The sequence below is a fragment of the Photobacterium ganghwense genome, from assembly GCF_003025595.1.
Classification (GTDB): Bacteria; Pseudomonadota; Gammaproteobacteria; order Enterobacterales; family Vibrionaceae; genus Photobacterium; species Photobacterium ganghwense.
Map to the genome: position 1 here is coordinate 50,447 of NZ_PYMI01000006.1, position 19,999 is coordinate 70,445.

The 19,999-nt window shown below is 55.5% G+C and carries 16 protein-coding genes; 6 read left to right on the forward strand and 10 right to left on the reverse strand.

Features of this window, described 5'->3' with window-relative positions; all coding sequences use genetic code 11:
- Window positions 1-5: 5 nt before the first annotated feature.
- The 4 genes from C9I92_RS19405 to pilM are packed head-to-tail and all read right to left on the reverse strand — an operon-like array spanning window position 6 to window position 2,692.
- Entirely contained in the window at window positions 6-536 is a 531-nt protein-coding gene (locus C9I92_RS19405; RefSeq protein ID WP_047887158.1) for a pilus assembly protein PilP, read from the reverse strand.
- Window positions 533-1,123, reverse strand: a complete 591-nt coding sequence (locus tag C9I92_RS19410) for a type IV pilus inner membrane component PilO (protein ID WP_047887159.1) — start codon at window positions 1,121-1,123, stop codon at window positions 533-535. The genes C9I92_RS19405 and C9I92_RS19410 overlap by 4 nt, the downstream gene beginning before the upstream one ends.
- Window positions 1,116-1,694: a PilN domain-containing protein gene (locus tag C9I92_RS19415; protein WP_047887160.1), complete on the reverse strand. Its 579-nt coding sequence runs from the start codon at window positions 1,692-1,694 to the stop codon at window positions 1,116-1,118. The genes C9I92_RS19410 and C9I92_RS19415 overlap by 8 nt, the downstream gene beginning before the upstream one ends.
- On the reverse strand, window positions 1,691-2,692 hold the full coding sequence (gene pilM, locus C9I92_RS19420; RefSeq protein ID WP_047887161.1) for a type IV pilus biogenesis protein PilM: 1,002 nt from the start codon (window positions 2,690-2,692) through the stop codon (window positions 1,691-1,693). Before pilM ends, C9I92_RS19415 begins: the two co-directional genes overlap by 4 nt.
- Before the next feature lie 146 nt (window positions 2,693-2,838).
- On the opposite strand from pilM, the gene C9I92_RS19425 reads away from it, so the two are divergent.
- Complete coding sequence (locus C9I92_RS19425) at window positions 2,839-5,388, forward strand: penicillin-binding protein 1A (RefSeq protein WP_047887162.1); 2,550 nt, start codon at window positions 2,839-2,841, stop codon at window positions 5,386-5,388.
- Between the two features lie 242 nt (window positions 5,389-5,630).
- On the opposite strand, the gene oxyR is transcribed toward C9I92_RS19425, so the two are convergent.
- Entirely contained in the window at window positions 5,631-6,533 is a 903-nt protein-coding gene (gene oxyR, locus C9I92_RS19430; RefSeq protein WP_047887163.1) for a DNA-binding transcriptional regulator OxyR, read from the reverse strand.
- Window positions 6,534-6,701: 168 nt separating this feature from the next.
- Between oxyR and C9I92_RS19435 the strand changes: the two genes are divergently transcribed.
- The 3 genes from C9I92_RS19435 (at window position 6,702) to C9I92_RS19445 (ending at window position 9,418) form a co-directional block, all read left to right on the forward strand.
- Window positions 6,702-7,430 (forward strand): glutathione peroxidase, encoded by a 729-nt coding sequence (locus C9I92_RS19435; RefSeq protein WP_047887164.1) that lies wholly within the window; start codon window positions 6,702-6,704, stop codon window positions 7,428-7,430.
- 74 nt (window positions 7,431-7,504) lie between these two features.
- Entirely contained in the window at window positions 7,505-8,956 is a 1,452-nt protein-coding gene (locus C9I92_RS19440; RefSeq protein ID WP_047887165.1) for a dihydrolipoyl dehydrogenase, read from the forward strand.
- A 168-nt stretch (window positions 8,957-9,124) separates the two neighbouring features.
- Entirely contained in the window at window positions 9,125-9,418 is a 294-nt protein-coding gene (locus tag C9I92_RS19445; RefSeq protein WP_084712680.1) for a DUF3624 domain-containing protein, read from the forward strand.
- Between the two features lie 252 nt (window positions 9,419-9,670).
- On the opposite strand, the gene argH is transcribed toward C9I92_RS19445, so the two are convergent.
- The 4 genes from argH to argC all read right to left on the reverse strand — a co-directional run bounded on the left by argH (window position 9,671) and on the right by argC (window position 14,727).
- On the reverse strand, window positions 9,671-11,548 hold the full coding sequence (argH, locus tag C9I92_RS19450) for an argininosuccinate lyase (RefSeq protein WP_047887166.1): 1,878 nt from the start codon (window positions 11,546-11,548) through the stop codon (window positions 9,671-9,673).
- Window positions 11,549-11,606: 58 nt separating this feature from the next.
- On the reverse strand, window positions 11,607-12,818 hold the full coding sequence (locus C9I92_RS19455; protein ID WP_047887167.1) for an argininosuccinate synthase: 1,212 nt from the start codon (window positions 12,816-12,818) through the stop codon (window positions 11,607-11,609).
- Window positions 12,819-12,914: 96 nt separating this feature from the next.
- Window positions 12,915-13,703: an acetylglutamate kinase gene (gene argB / locus C9I92_RS19460; RefSeq protein WP_047887168.1), complete on the reverse strand. Its 789-nt coding sequence runs from the start codon at window positions 13,701-13,703 to the stop codon at window positions 12,915-12,917.
- 10 nt (window positions 13,704-13,713) lie between these two features.
- Entirely contained in the window at window positions 13,714-14,727 is a 1,014-nt protein-coding gene (gene argC / locus C9I92_RS19465) for an N-acetyl-gamma-glutamyl-phosphate reductase (RefSeq protein WP_047887169.1), read from the reverse strand.
- 602 nt (window positions 14,728-15,329) lie between these two features.
- Here argC and ppc point away from each other — a divergent pair.
- Window positions 15,330-17,960 (forward strand): phosphoenolpyruvate carboxylase, encoded by a 2,631-nt coding sequence (gene ppc / locus C9I92_RS19470; protein WP_047887170.1) that lies wholly within the window; start codon window positions 15,330-15,332, stop codon window positions 17,958-17,960.
- Between the two features lie 389 nt (window positions 17,961-18,349).
- Window positions 18,350-18,913 (forward strand): PadR family transcriptional regulator, encoded by a 564-nt coding sequence (locus C9I92_RS19475; RefSeq protein WP_047887171.1) that lies wholly within the window; start codon window positions 18,350-18,352, stop codon window positions 18,911-18,913.
- Between the two features lie 148 nt (window positions 18,914-19,061).
- Here the strand turns inward: C9I92_RS19475 and metF are convergent, their stop codons facing one another.
- Window positions 19,062-19,955 carry a methylenetetrahydrofolate reductase gene (gene metF, locus C9I92_RS19480; RefSeq protein WP_047887172.1) on the reverse strand — a complete coding sequence of 298 codons (894 nt, stop codon included), beginning with the start codon at window positions 19,953-19,955 and terminating at the stop codon, window positions 19,062-19,064.
- Window positions 19,956-19,999: the final 44 nt, after the last annotated feature.

Genomic DNA, 19,999 nt, shown 5'->3' on the forward strand with positions numbered 1-19,999 from the left:
TCTTTTTAAACTGCTTTTTCTGCTTGCTGCGCCAGGGTGAGTTTGATTGGCCGCTTCAGCCAGCACCCTTCGCCATCCGGTAATACTTCTTCTACATCGATGCTCTTCGGACTCACCGACAATACCCGGCCATGATTCAGCCCGAGGAAGTGCCCTTCCCGTACTTTGACCAGCTTGCCCTCAGGGGTATAAATCAATGCCCACAACTGTTTGGTATCTCCCATCACTCCACGCATACTGAGCTGCTCAATCGGGTAACTTTCCAGCGCGGAGCGGTTGGTCCGCTCATCCGGCTGCCAACAGGCGCCGTCACCTGCAAGCATGTCGCTTTGTTCTGGCCGAGGACGAATAAACGGTGAACGCGGACTGGTCATGACAAATGCTTCTGCGACAAACGTTGGCTGCTCCAGCAAAGGCTCCACGGTTGCCTGTGCCTGTTGATGGGTTTGGTTGATAAACTGCGCGATCGAATCATCATTGGCCTGACACCCCACCAGCAACAGGCACAGGCTGCACACACTCCATTTCAGGTTCATGCGCGCTCCTTGGCCGGTGCTTTGAAGCGATAGGTCGTGGCCGACACTTTCAGCCTCAGCAATTCCTGCTGTTCTTCAATTCTTTTTAAATCAATATCTTTCAGTGACACAATTCGCGACAAGCTGGCAATCTCTTCGGCAAACTTGCCGATATCTTCATATTCCCCGGTCAGCTCGATGCTGATCGGCAATTCGATATACAGCGGGTGATCAATCCGGGGAGCCCACTCAATCCGCTGGAAAGACAGCCCGTTACGCACCCCGATGTCATTCACATCAGCCAGTAGGCTGGCCAGTTCCTGCTCTTCCGGTAGCTGACGAATAACCTGCTGATATTGCGCCTGCAGCGCTTCAACCTGCGCCTGCACTTTCGGCAGGGCTGCCACCTGGTTGGCCCGCCGGATTAAATCCTGACGCAAGCTGGTCTCCTGCTGCTTCAACCCTTCCAACTCGTCCTGCATCGGGATGAGCCAGTACCAGTAACCCAGCGCCGCGACCACGCACGCCACCAAGAACACCACCACGCCCTGCGCGGGCAATGGCCATTCCAGCATTTCATCCAGTTCCAGATCCTGCCAATCAGCCATCTCGTCCTCCCTCTTCAGTGCGCTGAGGCGGCGACAGCAAAATAAAAGAAGCGTTAAAGTTAGTTTGCTCCTTCTGTTTTTCTGTTTTGGTTACAATCGAGTGCATGGTTATATCCTCAACCCACTCCGAGGTTTCGCCATTGGACAGCAGGGTTGCCAGGCGACCGTTGGAATCCCCTGCGCCGCCCAGTTTGACCAGACTGCCGGTCATAGACACCCCATCCAGATACACGCCCTGCGGCACGATACCCGGCATCAGGCTCATCAGCCGGGTGACGTGGTTGCGCCCTTTCTGAATGTCGGTAATCACCGCCAGCCGCTGCACCAGGGCCTCGCGCTGACGATCCATTTCCGGCAGCATGGCCAGCTTGTGTTCAAGAGCCTGAATTTCCTGCTGGATTTGCGCGTTGCGAGCGTGCTGGATAGATTGCTGGCGCTCAATGAAACTGCCCGCGCCCAAGACCACGAATGCCGCCGCTACCGCAGAGGCGGCCAGCAGGCCAACAAAACGCTGACGATGAAGCCGTTTCTTTTCTTCACGCCAAGGCAGTAAATTCAGCTTGGCTATCATGTCGGTTGTCCTCCCCGTATGGCCAGGCCAGCCGCAACGGCATATTGTCCCAGACTGCCTTGTTCAATTTCGGCATCCATTTTGGGTCCTCGGTTAAATGAAGCCAGCGGGTGCATCCAGCGCACTTCCAGTCCCAGCATACGTTCTACGATATCGGCAACCACCCAGCTCTGGCCGCCACCACTGAGCCAAATTCCCTGCAGCGTTGCGCGGGGATGGGTGGATTGATACAGCTGCAACTGCCGTTTGAGATTGTCAACCAGCTGCTTAGTAAAAACTTCCATTTGCTCCGGCGACAGGGCTTCCAGCGAGGGCTCATCACTGCGAGGGGCAAACTGTTCACAGCCGAATGCCAGTTCGCGGTGGTAGGCAGTGCCGCCAACGGGGTTGACACAAAATGCGGTCCGCCGCTGACCGACATCCACCACTCCCCACTGCCCTTCGACAGCCAGCTGTTCCGCCAGATACTGCTCCAGCCACAACAGGGCATGGGTCTGCAACTCCACCACTTTGGGCTGAAGCCGTACTTTACGCAGGGCATCAACCCGGCTGTCCACGGTTTCCCGTCGGGCGGCAAAGACCTGATACGGCCGGGTCTGACCGGCAACGGCAAAGGTGTCCGTGTTGACCGGGAAAAAGTCCATCCGCAGCTCATCCACCGGAAACGGTGACGCCGCGCTCATGGCCTGCTCAATGGCAAACACCGTCTCTTCATCGCTGAGGTTACTGTCGAGCTGGACCACCTTGCTGATCACGGCACTGTCCGGCAATGCCAAAACCGTGTGACGGGCAGCAAACGGCAGCTGCTTTTTTAATTTACGCATCGCTGACAACAACCCCGGGACATTCACGCTATGCTGCTCATTGATCACCGATGTCGGCAGCACCTCCTCGGCAAAAGCCGCCAGTTCCAGCGAGGTCTTCTTCTGTCGCAAAACAACAGCCTTAATGCTGTGATGACCAATATCAATCCCAATAGTGAGTGGGTTTCGAAACATACCGTGCTATGCTCCCTGTAAGCGGAAAAGCAAACTAAGTTATTTATTTAAACACCAGGTTATAGCGTTAATTTTTGAGCGTTATCTTTATACTATTGGTGCTAAGTTATTGAACGCTGAAATGTTGGTGTAACGGGAAATCTCAAGTGAAGTTCATAAAGCGATTACTTATACTTGCAATAATTTGCATAATTCTTGGAGTCACTACAATTTTTGGTTTTTACCTCTATGTAAAACCAGAGTTACCGGATGTTGCGACACTGAAAAATGTTGAATTACAAACACCTATGCAAGTTTTCAGTCACGACGGTAAACTCATTTCCCAATTTGGCGAAAAGCGTCGCATCCCTCTTTCTCTTAATGAGATCCCGCAGCAGATGATCAATGCGGTCATCGCGACCGAAGACAGCCGTTATTACGAGCACCCGGGTGTTGACCCAATCGGTATCGCACGGGCCGCCTTCGTAGTCGCGGTTTCCGGCAGTGCCAAGCAAGGGGCAAGTACCATTACTCAGCAGCTTGCCCGTAACTTCTTCCTGTCGAACGAGAAGAAGATCATGCGTAAGGTGAAAGAGATTTTTATCGCCGTACACATTGAGCAACTGCTGAGCAAAGATGAGATCCTGGAGCTGTACCTCAACAAGATTTACCTCGGCTACCGTGCATACGGTGTCGGTGCTGCCGCACAGGTTTACTTTGGTAAAGAGGTCGGCCAGCTGACCCTGAGTGAAATCGCAACAATCGCCGGCCTGCCGAAAGCGCCGTCGACCATGAACCCGATCTACTCGCTGGACCGAGCAACTCACCGCCGCAATGTGGTACTGAGCCGGATGCTGGCGGAAGGCTATATCAGCCAGTCGGAATACGATCAGGCCCGCAATGAACCGATTAAATCCCGCTACCATGGGGCAGAAATCGAACTAAGTGCACCATACTTTGCCGAGCAGGCCCGTGCCTGGATGGTGAACCGCTACGGCGAAGATGCCTACACCTCCGGGATGCGCATTTACACCACCGTTGATCCGAAACTGCAGGTCGCCGCCCAGCAAGCAGCGATCAACAACCTGATGGAATACGATCAGCGCCACGGTTACCGGGGAGCGGAAGCCACACTGTGGAAACAGGGCGAGCAGGCCTGGACCCAGACCCAGATTCTTGATCACCTGGCCAAGCAGCCGACTTACGGCGATCTCATGCCGGCGGTCGTGACCCAGGTCGACGCCAAATCGGCGGCGGTCATTGCCAAAGACGGTGCCCAGCATACCCTCGAGTGGGACGGTATGAAGTGGGCACGTAAATTCATCAGTGACAACCGCCAAGGCAGCGCGCCACGTTCGGCCACGGAAATTCTGGCTGCCGGTCAGCAGATCTGGGTGCAGCCGAAAGACGAGCATTGGGTGCTGAGTCAGGTACCGGAAGCCAACACAGCATTTGTGGCGGTATCGCCTCAGGACGGAGCCGTCAAAGCGATGGTCGGCGGGTTTAACTTTACGCACAGCAAGTTCAACCGTGCCACACAGTCTGTCCGGCAGGTGGGCTCGAGCATCAAACCGTTCATCTATTCTGCCGGTCTGGATAACGGCATGACGCTGGCCACATTGGTCAACGACGCGCCGATTAACCGCTGGGATCAGAGCATGGGCACCGCATGGCGTCCGAAGAACTCGCCACCGACCTACAACGGCCCGACCCGCCTGCGTATTGGTCTGGCTCAGTCGAAAAACGTGATGGCCGTTCGCGTTCTGCAAAGTGTTGGCCTGGATGAAACCATCAGCTACCTGACCCGCTTCGGTTTCAAACGCAAAGATCTGCCTCGCGCGGAGCCGCTGGCGCTGGGTGCCGGCAGCCTGACCCCGCTGGAAATGGCACAAGGTTTCTCGGTGTTTGCCAACGGAGGCTACTACGTGCAGCCGTACTTTATCGAGCGGGTGGAAGATGCCTATGGCAATGTTGTGTACGAAGCAGCACCAAGCCTGGCCTGTAACAAATCCTGCCGCCGCGAGCAGGTCAGCCAGACCGCTTCCGCACCGGCGCCAACCAGTGCTGTGCTGCAAGGCATTGCGCTGAGTGAAGAGACCCTGAGCAACGACGATGGCTACACCAGCCCGGAAGACCCAACATCGCACTTCGCACCGCAGGTGATCACCGAGCAGAACGCCTTCCTGGTTCGTGAAATGCTGGAAAGCAACATCTGGGGTGGCGGCGACTGGCGCAACGGCAGCGGCTGGAACGGCACCGGCTGGCGTGGGCAGGTACTGAAACGCCGTGATATCGGCGGTAAAACCGGTACCACCAACGATTCAAAAGATGCATGGTACGCGGGCTTCGGGCCGGGTATTGTGGCTACCGTCTGGGTGGGCTTTGACAAGCACAGCCGTGAGCTGGGTAAAGTAGCCTGGAACAACAACATGAGCAAAGAGCAGACCTCAGGCACCGAAGCAGGGGCGAAAACCGCCCAGCCGGCCTGGATTGCATTCATGCAGAAGGCGCTGGAAGACGTGCCGGAGCAGCGCAAAGAGCTGCCGGACGATATTGTTCAGGTTCGGATTGACCGTGAAAGCGGCAAGCTCAGCAACCGCAATGATGCGTCGTCGATGTTTGAGTACTTCGAAGAAGGCACCGAGCCGAAAGAAATGGTCAGCGATACCGCCTCAGAAGGCATTTTCGAGTCCGACGCCTCTGACGAGCTGTTCTGACCCAGCTCCGATTCGTACTAAGCGAATCTCGCAACGACAAAGAGCGCCGCAAGGCGCTCTTTTTTATTCTCGGCTTCTGATTCTTTCCACCTGTGACCCGCTGCGACCGATGGTTTACCGGCGACCACTTAGCCTGTTGTGATGTCTGGTTGTCACTACAGATACCGCGCCTACAGACATCACAACTTCAGGCATCACAACTCAAGACACTACGTATATACCATAGCGGACATCACAGCGGCTCAGGAGAGATTATGGCTGGCGGCAATGTGCTGCTGAATCAGCTCAGCCAGCTTCTCATAACGCTCCTTGAGCGGTGACCCTGGCCGGTACGCCAGTGTGATCAACCGGCTTGGCACCGGATCTTCCGCCCGCAGGTAGCACACCCCGTCACGTTGCCGTTCACTCGGAGTGGCAAGCTTAGGCAACAGGGTAATCCCGCTGCCGGCCGCCACCATATTGCGCAGGGTTTCCAGGCTGGTCGCCTTGAAACTGCCGTCTTCCGCCGCTCCGGCGGCAAAGCAGAAGCCCATCGCCTGATCCCGCAAACAGTGCCCGTCACCCAGCATCAGCAGCGTCGAACCATTCAGCTTATCCATCGTCAGGCTCTCCTGCCCGGCCCACGGGTGATCTTCCGGGACTGCCAGCACCATCGGTTCGTGATACAACGGCAGTTCGATAAAGGGTTCCGACTCTTTCACCGCCGCCAGCACGATACAGTCTAGCTTGCCTTCTTCCAGCTGCTGCACCAACTGATGAGTCTGTGCTTCGTGCAGGAACAACTCCAGTTCCGGAAACTGCGCCTTGATATGCGGAATAATCAGCGGCAACAGGTACGGTCCGACCGTCGGGATAAACCCGATATGCAGCGGTCCGGTCATGCTCCCGCCCTGCTGGCTGGCCAGCTCGGTCAGCACCTTTATTTCCAGCAAAACCTTTTGTGCCTGCGCCACCAGACTGAGTCCGGCATCCGTAAACAGTACCTTGCGACTGGTTCGCTCCAGCAGAATAACCCCCAGCTCATCTTCCAGCTTGCGGATTTGACCGCTCAGGGTGGGCTGGCTGACAAAGCAGGCCTCAGCCGCCTTACGAAAATGCTTATGCTCTGAAAGCGCAACCAGATATTCCAGATCGCGGATGTTCATCGCTCACCACCAATCAATAGACAAAAACTATCAAAACCATAGCAGCAAACGATTAGAACTATCAAGCGCAAAAACACATAATCATCACATCAACAGGGAGCAAGCAAATGCATAAGTCTCCGGTTGCAATAACCACTCATGACTGATTGAAACAAAAGGATAAGAATTATGTTCGTAGCAAAAGAAGGTCACGCAGTCCCACAAGTCACGTTCCACACTCGCCAAGGCGACCAGTGGGTAGATGTCACGACTCAGGATCTGTTTGCCAACAAAACCGTGATTGTTTTCAGCCTGCCGGGTGCGTTCACGCCAACGTGTTCATCCAGCCACCTGCCACGCTACAACGAGCTGGCATCGGTGTTTGCTGAGCACGGTGTTGATGACATTCTGTGTGTATCTGTGAACGATACGTTTGTGATGAACGCGTGGAAAGCCGATCAGGAAGCAGACAACATCACGTTCATCCCGGACGGTAACGGTGAGTTCTCGAAAGGCATGGGGATGCTGGTTGAGAAAGAAGAGCTGGGCTTTGGGCCGCGTTCATGGCGCTACAGCATGCTGGTGAAGAACGGCGTGATTGAAAAAATGTTCATCGAGAACCAAGAGCCGGGAGACCCATTCAAAGTCTCTGATGCAGATACTATGCTGAAATACATCGCCCCGAGCGTCCAGCTGCAGGAGTCCATTTCAGTGTTCACCAAGCCAGGTTGTCCGTTCTGTGCCAAAGCTAAGCAGAACCTGATCGATAAAGGACTGCAGTTTGAAGAAGTGATTCTGGGTAAAGATGCGACTACCGTATCTCTGCGCGCAGTCACCGGCCGCAGCACTGTGCCTCAGGTATTTATCGGTGGTAAACACATCGGCGGCAGCGAAGAGCTGGAAGCGTACCTGGGCTAAATCGCGCCCCCTACAAAGAATAACAGGGCCCGCCGCGACGGGCCCGACAGGCAAGATTTGATTGGAGAGATGTTATGAAAACCCTGAATGTTGATGTTGCTGTTATCGGCGGAGGCACTGCCGGACTGGGCGCATACCGTGCGGCGAAAGCACACACCCCGCATGTCGTCATGATTGAAGGCGGCCCTTACGGTACCACCTGTGCCCGCGTCGGCTGTATGCCGTCCAAACTGCTGATTGCCGCAGCGGAAAGCGTTCACCAGATCGAAAAAGCCCCGGCTTTTGGTGTTTACCCGCAAGGTGAAATCCACATCAATGGTCGTGAAGTCATGGACCGCGTGAAGCGTGAACGTGACCGTTTCGTTGGCTTCGTTCTGGAAGGGGTGGATGAAATCCCGGCAGAAGACAAAATTGCCGGTTATGCCAAATTTATCGATAACAATACCCTACAGGTCGATGACCACACCCTGATTCATGCCGAGCGTATTGTGATTGCCACCGGCTCCCGTCCTGCCTACCCGGCAGTCTGGAATGAACTGGGCGATCGCCTGATCATCAACGATGATGTGTTCGAGTGGGATGACCTGCCACAGTCAGTGGCCGTGTTCGGGCCTGGCGTCATTGGTCTGGAGCTGGGCCAGGCACTGAAACGCCTGGGCGTGGAAGTCGTGATGTTTGGCCTGGGTGGCCAGGTAGGCCCACTGACTGATCCGGCAATCATGGCTTACGCCGATAAAGCCTTTAATGAAGAGTTTTATCTGGACGCTGACGTTAAAGTCGAAAGCATGAAGCGCATCGGCGACAGCGTGGAAATCCAGTACCTGAATAAAGAAGGCGTCCTGGATACCATCACCGTGGACTATGTGCTGGCAGCGACCGGCCGCCGTCCGAACGTTGACAAACTGGCGATTGAGAACACGGATCTGGAGCTGGATCAGCGCGGCGTCCCGATGGCGGATTACTACACCCTGCAAACGTCTGTGGCTTCGATTTTCATCGCGGGCGATGCCAGCAACCAGCTCCCCCTGCTGCATGAAGCAGCGGATCAAGGCCGTATTGCCGGTGACAACGCTGGTCGCTTCCCGGATATCCGCGCCGGTCTGCGTCGCTCGAAAATCTCTGCCGTGTTCTCCGACCCGCAAATTGCAATGGTTGGCGAAACATACCGCGAAATCAGCAACCGCCTAGGTAACTGCGGCTGTTTCGAAACCGGTGAAGTCTCATTTGAAAATCAGGGCCGCTCCCGCGTCATGCTGCGCAACAAAGGGATGCTACATGTGTACGGTGAACACGGTACCGGCCGCTTCCTGGGCGCTGAAATGATGGGTCCTAACGCAGAGCACCTGGCACACCTGCTGGCCTGGGCGCACCAGAACAAGATGACCATTGCCCAGATGCTGGACATGCCGTTCTACCATCCGGTTATCGAGGAAGGAGTTCGTACCGCTCTGCGTGACCTGAATGCCAAGCTGCACCTGGGACCTGAAATGATTAAGCACTGTCTGGACTGCGGTCCGGGCTGTTAATCCCCCTCTCTCCTGCAATATTCTTGCACTACCGACACGCCCTCCTGACGGAGGGCTTTTTTCGTTCCGGGTTCTGCCTCAATCCCCCCAGCCATCCCGACATCGCTTTCCCAGCACGTTGCCAAGTGCTAGGATTTTGCTTTCCGATTACCACTGTAAGGACTCAGCATGGCCTGCCAACCGTGCCGCTCATCCGTGTTTTTCCAGAAACTGGGCCGCTGTCGCCGGTGCATGGTGCAGTTGTCAGTGCTGGCGCCGCTCAGCTGGCTGGCCTGGTGGCTGCTGTACCGCGAGACTCCGCATACCCTGAATGCCATTACTCTGCTGGTCGCGTCCAGCGGTTTCAGTCTGTTGCTGCTGGCACACGGAGTTCGGGCCCACCAACTACACCGTGCGGCATCCCGGCTCGCCGCCTCTCCACGTACACCCCCAATGCCACGACCAGACAACGATCATCCCTGAATCCTGACCAGCAAGTGCAATTCCGGGCGCAGCTGTGACTGTTGATAGATGAGTGTGAGCGATGAGGGGTGAAGAATAAGTGTTGAGAAATGAGTGGTAAGCGATGAGAAAATATAGGCCAAAGGGCGAGAGATGCGCGGCTCACGGGCTGGCGTTAAACCCGCTGATCACCCATACCCACAAACCGCACTAAAAAAACACCCGGCACAAAGACCGGGTGTGGTTTATTTACAGTACCAATCAAAGTGCTATTCACGCCACGTTGACGGTCGGAATCATCTGCTCCTGATCCAGTCGGACTTCCAGTGCCACTTCATCACAGGCATGCTGGCGCGGACAACGGTCGCAGTCTTTCATCACTTTTTCCGGCAGCAGTGTTTTGGACGTTGGAACAAAGCCCTGCTTCATGAAAAACTCCGGCACCCGAGTCAGAACAAACACCTTTTTAATCGCCATCTGGCCGGCTTTTTCAATCAGGTGCTCGACTATCGCCTTGCCCTGCCCCTGATGTTGCCATCCGGCCTCCACTCCCAGCGAGCGGATTTCTGCCAACCCGGAGTCATAGACATACAGCGAAGCACAGCCGGTGACGGTGCCATGATGCTCTGCCACCGCGAAGGAGCCGATATCCCGCACCAGTTCGTTACGCATCCGGGGCAGGTTTTCCCCCAGTCCGGCCCAGTACGCCACCATACCTTCAATGGCATCCAGATCCGTCAGACGAGCGCCCCGCACTTTAACGCCCGGAGTGTAACGTTTTTCCAACCGCTTCTCGGCCTGACCGATAGCGTAATCCACCTGGTTCGGGGCCACCCCGCCCAGCGCACAACGCTTCTCAAGGCAGGATTCAATGGTCAGGATCGGGTAGACATCCGCATCAATCACAGCCGAAAATGCCTTCATTTCTTCCAGCGACAGCTCTTCCAGTGCACATCCCTTCGCGATCGCCGCGACAACCGCGACCCCGACGATATGGTGCGCTTCACGGAACGGGATGCCTTTGGCAACCAAATAGTCCGCCAGCTCGGTGGCATTCGAGTAACCCTGCATCGCCGCTTCCAGCGTCCGCTCCTGATTCACTTTGATGCCATCAAAGCACAGCGCGGCCATCTCCATGCACTCATACCAGGTGTCCAGCGCGTCAAACAGCCCTTCTTTGTCTTCCTGCATGTCTTTGTTGTAGGCCAGCGGCAGGGCTTTGACTGTCATCATCATCCCGGCCATCGAACCATACACCCGGCCGCACTTGCCCCGGATCAGCTCCAGGGCATCCGGATTTTTCTTCTGTGGCATCAGCGACGACCCGGAAGTCACCGTATCCGCCAGTTCAATGAAATTGGACTCGCCAGAGTTGTAGAAAATCAGATCTTCTGCCATCCGCGACAGGTGCAGCATCGAAATTGACGCCGTCGAAAGCAGCTCCATCACGTGATCCCGGTCAGACACCGAATCCAGGCTGTTGCGGGTCGCCCGATGGAAACCCAGGCTGTGCGCCAGCTGTTCCCGGTCAATCGGGTACGCGGTACCGGCCAGTGCCCCGGAGCCAAGCGGACAAGTATCCAGTCGCTCCAGTGCGTCAGTCAGACGGGAGTAATCCCGCTCGAACATTTCCACGTACGCCAGGCTCCAGTGCGCAAACGTCACCGGTTGCGCCCGCTGCAGGTGGGTATAACCCGGCAGCACCGTGTTCTGGTGCTGGCGTGCCACCGTGACCAACTGATTTTGCAGCTGGTCGAGCATCAGCAGCAGTTGCTGACCTTGCTGACGGCACCAAAGCTTCAGGTCTGTCGCCACCTGATCATTACGGGAACGGCCGGTATGCAGTTTCTTGCCCAGATCGCCCACTTTGTTGATCAGCTGCTGCTCAACCCAGCTATGAATGTCTTCGGCATCCGACTGCAGAATCTGCGCCGGATCTTCCATCACCGCCAGCTTCAGCTCGTTGAGCGCCAACTCCAGTCGCTGTTGCTCTTCTTCGGTCAGTACATCCACCTGGCGCAGCGCCTTTGACCAGGCAATGGAACCCACGATGTCCTGCTCCGCCAGGCGGTAGTCAAAACGCAATGAGTCGTTGAATTGCTTAAATCTTGTGTCAGCTGCCTGGCTGAACCGTCCGCCCCAGAGTGCCATGGTACTTCTCCTTTGCTGCTTGCTCGACTTGCTCGTTTGTTATTGTGTCAGGTTGCGATTACTGTTTTTTCTGTGCATTGAGCGCACGGATACGGCTGGCCAGCGAGTACAGACGGATGAAGCCACCAGCATGGCTGTGGTCATACACTTCGTCTTCCCCGAAGGTCGCAAACTCTTCCGAGTACAGACTGTTCACCGAACGCTTCTGCACAACGGTAGCTTGACCTTTATACAGCTTCACGACAACCTCACCGCTCACATCCTGCGCCAGTTCTTCTGCCGCAGACAACAAAGATTTACACAGCGGGGTAAACCAACGGCCGTCGTAGATCAGGTGAGAGGCTTTCAGGCCCAGCGTTTCACGGAACTCAAACGCATCTTTATCCAGTACCAGCTGCTCTACCGCACGTAGGGCTTCCATCATAATGGTGCCTCCCGGGGTTTCGTAACAGCCGCGTGACTTGATGCCGACCAGACGGTTCTCAACGATGTCGATACGACCCACGCCGTGCTCCGCGCCTTTCTGGTTCAGCGCTACCAGTGCCTGGTATGGACTCATCGCCTGACCGTCCACCGCGACTACTTCACCTTTTTCAACCGTCAGGGATACCAGCTCCGGCTGATCCGGGGCTTGCTCAGGATCTTTGGTCCACACCCAGCACAGCTCATTTGGCTGATTCCAGGTATCTTCCAGTACGCCACCTTCGGTTGAGATATGCCAGGCGTTCGCATCACGGGAGTAGATTTTTTCCAGGGTCGCCGTGGTCGGAATGTTACGCTCGGCCAGGTACGCCAGCAGCGCTTCACGGCTACGCAGATCCCACTCACGCCAAGGCGCAATCACAGTCAACTGCGGCGCCAGTGCGGCATAGGCACTTTCAAAACGCACCTGATCGTTACCTTTACCGGTACAGCCGTGGCACAAAGCGTCAGCCCCCACTTCCAGTGCACACTCAACCTGCGCTTTGGCAATGATCGGACGCGCCATGGAGGTACCCAGCAGGTATTTACCTTCATACACCGCGCCAGTTTTCAGGCTTGGGAAAATGTAGTCTTTCACCATCTCTTCTTTAAGATCAGCGATGTAGCAGGCAGATGCCCCAGATGCCAGCGCTTTCTCTTCGATGCCAACCAGCTCTTCTTCGCCCTGACCCACATCGGCCACGAACGCAATCACTTCACAGTCATAGTTTTCTTTCAGCCAAGGAATGATGGCCGATGTATCCAGACCGCCGGAATAGGCTAAAACAACTTTATTTACCTTGCTCATAATACTTCTCCTGCTTGCCCGCTCGGCGGTCATCCCGCTCAGGCGTATGGCTCTAAAATGGGTATTGAAAAAATCCGTGTCTAAAGAAAGGTCAGGCTATGCCGCCTGAGGCGTAAATTTGGTGCCGATACTCTGGCCGTCAAACAGGGCCGCCAGCTTATCTGGGTAACGCCAGGTCGCGATTTCAATCGGCCGCCCCAGCGCATTGGCCGCCTCAAACGCGGCCCGGACTTTGACAATCATGCCGTCGGTGATCACCGCCTGGGCAATCAGGGCTTCCGCTTCCTTCTCAGTCAACTTGCTGATTAAGCGACCCTTGCCGTCCAGTACCCCGCTGACGTCAGACAGCAGCACCAGCTCAGCATCAAGTGCTGCAGCCACCGCCACCGCGGCCTGATCCGCGTTGACATTCATCAGCAGTCCCTGGCTGTCGAGCCCGATCGAACTGATGATAGGTACGTAACCGGCCGCCAGCATGGTGTGAATCAGCTGGCTGTTGCCCGGTGCCGCCTTACCGACAGCCCCCAACTCAGGATCCAGCTCAGTCACCTGACACAGGCCGCCGTCAGCCAGGCTCAGGCCCACTGCCGCGACACCGCATTTCAGCGCCTGTCCCTGCAGCAGCTTGTTTGCCGTTCCGGCCAGCGCGCCGGCGATATACGGAATATGCTCAACCGGTGTGACCCGCAGCCCTTCCTTCTTCACGGTTGGTAACTGCAGCTTGGTCATCAGGTCATCAACCAGTGACCCGCCACCGTGTACCAGCACCAGCGGGCGCTGTGCCTTTACCTGATACTGGCTGATAGCCCCAAACAACTTTTCCAGGGTCTCAGCACAAGACAGCACTGCCCCGCCGAGTTTGATCACCAAAGGAACCTGATTCATGCCAACTCTCCTAAACCAATGCCGTCAATTGCGGAAAACCATTACGAATATTTATGCACTGCATCGCTTGCGACGATGCACCTTTCAGCAAATTATCGATTGCTGATGTTAAAATGATGTGTTCTTGCTGTATCTTCCAGCCAATATCGCAGAAGCAGGTATTCACAACATTCTGCAGTTTGGCCGCCTGCTCACCGAGCAAACGCACTGCATGCGGGTCTGCCGATGTCGGGTAAGCGTTCTGCATCGCGTCGGCTACGTGCGCCGCTGTCACCCCTGGTGCCAGCTTGGCCGTAATAGTGGCCAGGATCCCGCGCTTAAAGTTGCCCAGATGCGGCGTGAAGATCACGTCCTGTCCCAGGTGACTGGCAATTTCCGGCTGGTGCCGGTGGGAGAAAATCCCGTAGGCCTGCAGGCTGACTTCGCAAAAGCTGTTAGTCATGCTGGCTTTGCGTCCAGCCCCGGACACACCGCTAACCGCATTGATCACCGGCAGCATGGAGCCGTCCAGCAGACCTTGTTCAATCAATGGCTTTAACGCCAGTTGCGACGCTGTCGGATAACAACCCGGTACCGCAATCAGCTGAGCCTGCGCAATAGCGGCGCCATTCCATTCGGCCAAGCCGTACACCGCATGATCCAGCCACTGCGGGTGTTGATGACTGAAACCGTAATACTGAGGATAAAAATCATCACCCTGCACCCGGAATGCACCGGACAGATCAAACACCTGACAACCGGCGGCCAGGAAAACCGGCGCCAAGTCGTGGCTGACTTCATGGGCTGTTGCCAGCAGGACAATGTCCGCCTGAGTCGCAATTTCTGCCGGATCCGTCAGAGGCTGCAGTGGCATATCAACAATGCCTTTCAACTGGCCATGCAGTTCACTGATTGGTTTGTGGGCATCTACGCTGTTCGCCGAGACATACAAACCCGCGAGTGCCAGATGAGGATGCACGTGCACCATTTTTGCCAGTTCTGCGCCGGTATAGCCGCTGGCACCAATAATCAGGGTGTTCAACATAGTTAATCCGTTTGTGATGATGTATATCGGGTCGATGTGCAGACGGGCTGCCACCTAGATAGAGGGGTGCACGGTATGGCACCAAGCGATGAGACTTAGCGTCGTCGGAGGGAATTCAGATTGTGAAGGCTCGCTTGGCTCATGTTAACAACTTCCTACTTAACTGGGCTGAAAGTGGCTGCTTCAGTACGTTGTCCGTGAAAAAATACAAATGGAATTTGTATTCATTTATTTTGCATTTGTATGTTTACCTATAATTCCCTACTCTGTCAACCGCTGAAAGAAAAAAAGTCTGTTTTCGAGGGGATATTCAGGCAGGAGCGCAAAGCCACCAGCTTTTCGCTTCAGCAGATCGCTCTGTCGTAATGACAAGGTGGACAGATAAACCACAGATCGTATAAGCAGCACGCGTTCTTTGTGCTCAATTACGGCATTTTTTTGGAAATTTGTTACAAAACAGGTCGCATAGCATGACAAATATCAAAGCAGTGTTGCTTTATTACCGGTAAATACAATCCGTGTTGACCTTAAAGTGGGATCACAGCTAGATTGTCCTCATACAGGATGAATTGGATGTAATTAATTTACGAGATGGATGCGATATGAACGAAAAGTACAGCGCGCTGCGTAGCAATGTCAGTATGCTTGGCCACATGCTGGGCACCACCATTAAAGATGCGCACGGTGAAGAGTTGCTCGACAAAGTCGAGGCCATTCGAAAACTGTCTAAATCTGCCCGCGCAGGAAATCAGGATGATCGCGCCAAGCTGATCGAAGAGCTGCAAAACCTGCCTGACGATGAGCTGCTCCCGGTTGCCCGCGCCTTCAGCCAGTTCCTGAACCTGACCAATATTGCCGAGCAGTACCACACGGTCTCCCGTCACTGCGAGGAATATGTCAGCACACCGGACGCCCTGGAAGGCCTGTTTGCCAAACTCAGCAACCAGGACATTTCTCAGTTTGACACCATTCAGGCGGTACGAGATCTCAACATCGATCTGGTACTGACCGCACACCCGACTGAAATTGCCCGACGCACCATGATTCACAAACTGGTGCAAATCAACAACTGCCTGTCCAAGCTGGAACTGAGCGAGCTCTCGCCTCGTGAGCGCCAGCGGGTTGAGCGTCGCCTGGAGCAGCTGATTGCTCAGGCCTGGCACTCAGATGTCATCCGCCAGCAGCGTCCGACTCCGCTTGATGAGGCCAAATGGGGCTTTGCCGTGGTCGAAAACTCCCTGTGGCAGGCCGTACCCGAGTTTCTGCGCCAATTCGACGAAAAGCTGACCGAGCAATTTGGCGAAGGGCTACCGATTGATGCCGCCCCGGTGACTTTTTCCTCCTGGATGGGGGGAGACCGCGACGGTAACCCATTTGTGACCTCCGACGTGACCCGTGAAGTCCTGCTGCTGTCGCGCTGGAAAGCCGCCGATCTGTATCTGCAGGATATCCAGGAGCTGGTCAGCGAGCTGTCGATGGTCAAATGCAATGACGCGGTCCGCTCCCTGGCCGGTGAGGAGCACGAACCGTACCGTGCCATCCTCAAAGATCTGCGCACCCGCCTGACCAACACCCGTGACGTACTCGATGCCCGGATTAAAGGGCAGGATGTACCGAGCACCGGTATCATCGACCATGTCGATCAACTGTGGATCCCGCTGCACGCCTGTTACCAGTCGCTGCACGAATGTGGCATGGGCATTATTGCCGACGGCCTGCTGCTGGATGTGCTGCGCCGCATTAAATGTTTCGGTGTCCACCTGGTACGGCTTGATATCCGTCAAGAAAGTACCCGTCACAGCAACGTGATTTCCGAGCTGACCCGCTATCTGGGTCTGGGTGATTACGATCAGTGGAACGAGCAGGATAAGATCGCCTTCCTGGTGCGCGAGCTGTCGTCCAAGCGCCCGCTCCTGCCACGCGACTGGGAGCCGTCCGCTGAAGTTCGCGAAGTCATCGAGACCTGCAAAGCGATTGCCGAACAACCGCGCGAAGCGCTGGGGGCCTATGTAATTTCCATGGCCCGTACCGCCTCTGATGTCCTGGCCGTGCACCTGCTGCTGCAGGAAGCCGGTTGCCGCTTCCGGATGGATGTCTGCCCGCTGTTCGAAACCCTCGACGACCTTAACAACGCCGAAGCCGTGATCAAGCAACTGATGCACATCGACTGGTATCGCGGCTTTATCCAGAATCACCAGATGGTGATGATTGGCTATTCAGACTCAGCAAAAGACGCCGGGGTAATGGCCGCGGGCTGGGCGCAGTACCGCGCAATGGAAGCACTGGTGGCCGTGTGTGATGAAGCCGGTGTCGACCTGACCCTGTTCCACGGTCGCGGCGGCTCTCTCGGCCGGGGCGGCGCACCGGCACATGCCGCCCTGCTGTCCCAGCCGCCGCGCAGCCTGAAAGGCGGCCTGCGAGTAACGGAGCAGGGAGAAATGATTCGCTTTAAACTCGGCCTGCCGGAAGTGGCGATCAACAGCCTGAGCCTGTACGCCAGTGCAATCCTGGAAGCCAACCTGCTGCCGCCACCGGAGCCGAAACAGAACTGGCGCCAGGTGATGGATATGCTGTCGGACGTCTCCTGCGAGGCATACCGTGCCGTGGTGCGCGGTACACCGGATTTTGTGCCTTACTTCCGCGCCGCCACTCCGGAACTGGAGCTGGGTAAACTGCCGCTGGGCTCCCGTCCGGCGAAACGTAACCCGCAAGGCGGCGTCGAGAGCCTGCGCGCCATCCCATGGATTTTCGCCTGGAGCCAGAACCGCCTGCTGCTACCCGCCTGGCTGGGTGCCGGTGAAGCCATCCAGCACGCCATCGACCAAGGCCACGCACCTCAGCTGGAGGAAATGTGCCGCGAATGGCCGTTCTTCTCCACCCGTCTTGGTATGCTGGAAATGGTGTTCACCAAAACCAATATCGGCATTGCGGAATACTACGACCAGCGTCTGACCGACAAGTCACTGTGGCCATTGGGTCAGAAACTGCGCGGGCAGCTGCAAAGTGATATTAAAGCGGTGCTGAATGTGGAAAACAGCGCCCACCTGATGGAGCAGAACCCGTGGGGGGCCGAGTCTATCCGCCTGCGTAACATCTACGTGGAACCGCTGAACATGTTGCAGGCTGAGCTGCTGTACCGGACCCGTCAGCAGGACGGCGGTTCACCAATGCTGGAAGAAGCCTTGATGATTACCATCGCCGGCATCGCAACCGGGATGCGTAACACCGGTTAATGCCCCTGAAGATCCAAAAAAGGCCACAGTCATGTGGCCTTTTCTTTTTGCTCTTCCCGTCAATCTGCCCAGTGACTCATCTTTGAGACAAGTCCTGTGATCGCACATCAGCTAATGTTTATGCAGTGAACACAGGTGAAGCAAAACCGTGTGCAGTGCATTTTTACTCTTAACCTTGTCAATATGTAGACAATCGTCACAAGACTCACAATTGGTTGCATCTTTATTTTGCGATATCACGCTCTGATGTCGAAATGTCGTCAATTGATGTGTATGCTACGTGATCCCGATCAGGCACTGCAACAACACGATTATAAATACGCCATAGAGCGAAGGGTAAAAGGTCTGATTGGTTTTATCTTTTTGTTGTATTTTAACGGATAGAAGAGATGTCACTACCACACGTTATTTTGACCGTGCTGAGCAACCGCGACGCAACGGGCTACGATATTACTAAAGAGTTTTCCAACAGTATCGGCTATTTCTGGAAAGCCAGCCACCAGCAGGTTTACCGTGAGCTGAACAAGATGGCCGGCAACGATCAGGTCACTTGCAAGCTTGAACCTCAGGAAGGCAAACCGGACCGTAAGGTGTACTCGATCACGGATCTGGGTCGCCAGGCGCTGTTCGAGTGGTTCCAGGAGCCGGCACGTAACCCAACCATTCGCGATGAGTTTTCTGCGAAACTGGTGGTATGCAGTGTGCACAACTCTGAGCCGATGCAGCGTCAGCTGGAAGGCCTGATTGAAGAATCACACACGCTGCTGAACCACTATGCCGAGCTGGAAAAAGTCCATTTCGCCGATTACAAAAACATGGATCGCCAGTCCCGTCTTGACCGACTGACACTGCGCCGTGCTATCCATAATCGTCAGGCATGGATCGACTGGGCAGAAGAGGTACTGGTCGAGCTGAAAGACATGGATGCCCCTAACAGCCCGGTAGCCCTGTAAGCTCATACGATATCGCGCGAAAGCCGCCCGACGGCAGCCCGCCACAAACACAAGCCGCTGCACATGCAGCGGCTTTTTTTATGCTTATCTGGCTGGTTACCCGCCCCGGACAACGCCAGTGGCGAACGGTCAGCCATGTGGTGTCACATCAGGCCGTTTCCGCCCGCACACCCAGAGTATGGCAAATGGCGTAGGTCAGCTCTGCACGGTTCAGGGTGTAGAAGTGGAAATCTTTTACCCCTTCGCGGCTCAGGACACGCACCATGTCAATTGCATTGCTCGCCCCAACCATCTGGCGGCTGAGCAGATCATCATCCAGCCCTTCGTACTGCTTCTCCAGCCAGCCCGGAATTTTCACATTATTGGTGCTGGCAAAGCGCTTGGCCTGCTTCATGTTCGACACCGGCAGAATGCCCGGGACAATCTCTACATCAATCCCTGCCGCCACACAGCGGTCGCGAAAACGCAGGTAGCTTTCCACATCGAAGAAGAACTGAGTGATCGCCCGGCTTGCTCCGGCATCCACTTTACGCTTGAGGTTAATCAGATCGGCCTGTGCGCTTTTGGCTTCCGGATGTACTTCCGGGTAAGCCGCCACTGAGATATCGAAATCTGCTTCCGCGCGCAGCAGTTCCACCAGATCCACCGCATACATATCCGGCTTGATGCCTTTCTCCGGCAGATCACCCCGCAGAGCGACAATATGGCGAATACCGTTGTTCCAGTAATCGCGGGCGATGGTCCGCAGTTCATCGCGGCTGGCATCAATGCAGGTCAGGTGAGGCGCTGCAATGAGGCCGGTCTGATCTTTAATGTCTTTGATGATGGAGTGTGTCCGGTCCCGCTCGCCGGAGTTAGCCCCGTAGGTCACTGACACAAACTTCGGTTTCAGGGTTTTCAGGCGATGAATGGATTGCCACAAGGTTTGCTCCATTTGCTCGCTGCTCGGCGGGAAAAACTCAAAAGACACATTGATGTTGCCATTCAGGTCAGCAATATTCTGGTTTAGTGCATCCAAGTGGCCTGCGTAAGAATATCCCATAATCCAATCCTTCCTCTTTCGGCCCCTTGGCCTTCCCTTAACCG

Coding starts and splice junctions, on each gene's coding strand:
- C9I92_RS19405 (WP_047887158.1), bottom strand. CDS start 536: ATGAACCTGAAATGGAGTGTGTGCAGCCTGTGCCTGTTGCTGGTGGGG.
- C9I92_RS19410 (WP_047887159.1), bottom strand. CDS start 1,123: ATGGCTGATTGGCAGGATCTGGAACTGGATGAAATGCTGGAATGGCCA.
- C9I92_RS19415 (WP_047887160.1), bottom strand. CDS start 1,694: ATGATAGCCAAGCTGAATTTACTGCCTTGGCGTGAAGAAAAGAAACGG.
- pilM (WP_047887161.1), bottom strand. CDS start 2,692: ATGTTTCGAAACCCACTCACTATTGGGATTGATATTGGTCATCACAGC.
- oxyR (WP_047887163.1), bottom strand. CDS start 6,533: ATGAACATCCGCGATCTGGAATATCTGGTTGCGCTTTCAGAGCATAAG.
- C9I92_RS19435 (WP_047887164.1), top strand. CDS start 6,702: ATGTTCGTAGCAAAAGAAGGTCACGCAGTCCCACAAGTCACGTTCCAC.
- C9I92_RS19440 (WP_047887165.1), top strand. CDS start 7,505: ATGAAAACCCTGAATGTTGATGTTGCTGTTATCGGCGGAGGCACTGCC.
- C9I92_RS19445 (WP_084712680.1), top strand. CDS start 9,125: ATGGCCTGCCAACCGTGCCGCTCATCCGTGTTTTTCCAGAAACTGGGC.
- argH (WP_047887166.1), bottom strand. CDS start 11,548: ATGGCACTCTGGGGCGGACGGTTCAGCCAGGCAGCTGACACAAGATTT.
- C9I92_RS19455 (WP_047887167.1), bottom strand. CDS start 12,818: ATGAGCAAGGTAAATAAAGTTGTTTTAGCCTATTCCGGCGGTCTGGAT.
- argB (WP_047887168.1), bottom strand. CDS start 13,703: ATGAATCAGGTTCCTTTGGTGATCAAACTCGGCGGGGCAGTGCTGTCT.
- argC (WP_047887169.1), bottom strand. CDS start 14,727: ATGTTGAACACCCTGATTATTGGTGCCAGCGGCTATACCGGCGCAGAA.
- ppc (WP_047887170.1), top strand. CDS start 15,330: ATGAACGAAAAGTACAGCGCGCTGCGTAGCAATGTCAGTATGCTTGGC.
- C9I92_RS19475 (WP_047887171.1), top strand. CDS start 18,350: ATGTCACTACCACACGTTATTTTGACCGTGCTGAGCAACCGCGACGCA.
- metF (WP_047887172.1), bottom strand. CDS start 19,955: ATGGGATATTCTTACGCAGGCCACTTGGATGCACTAAACCAGAATATT.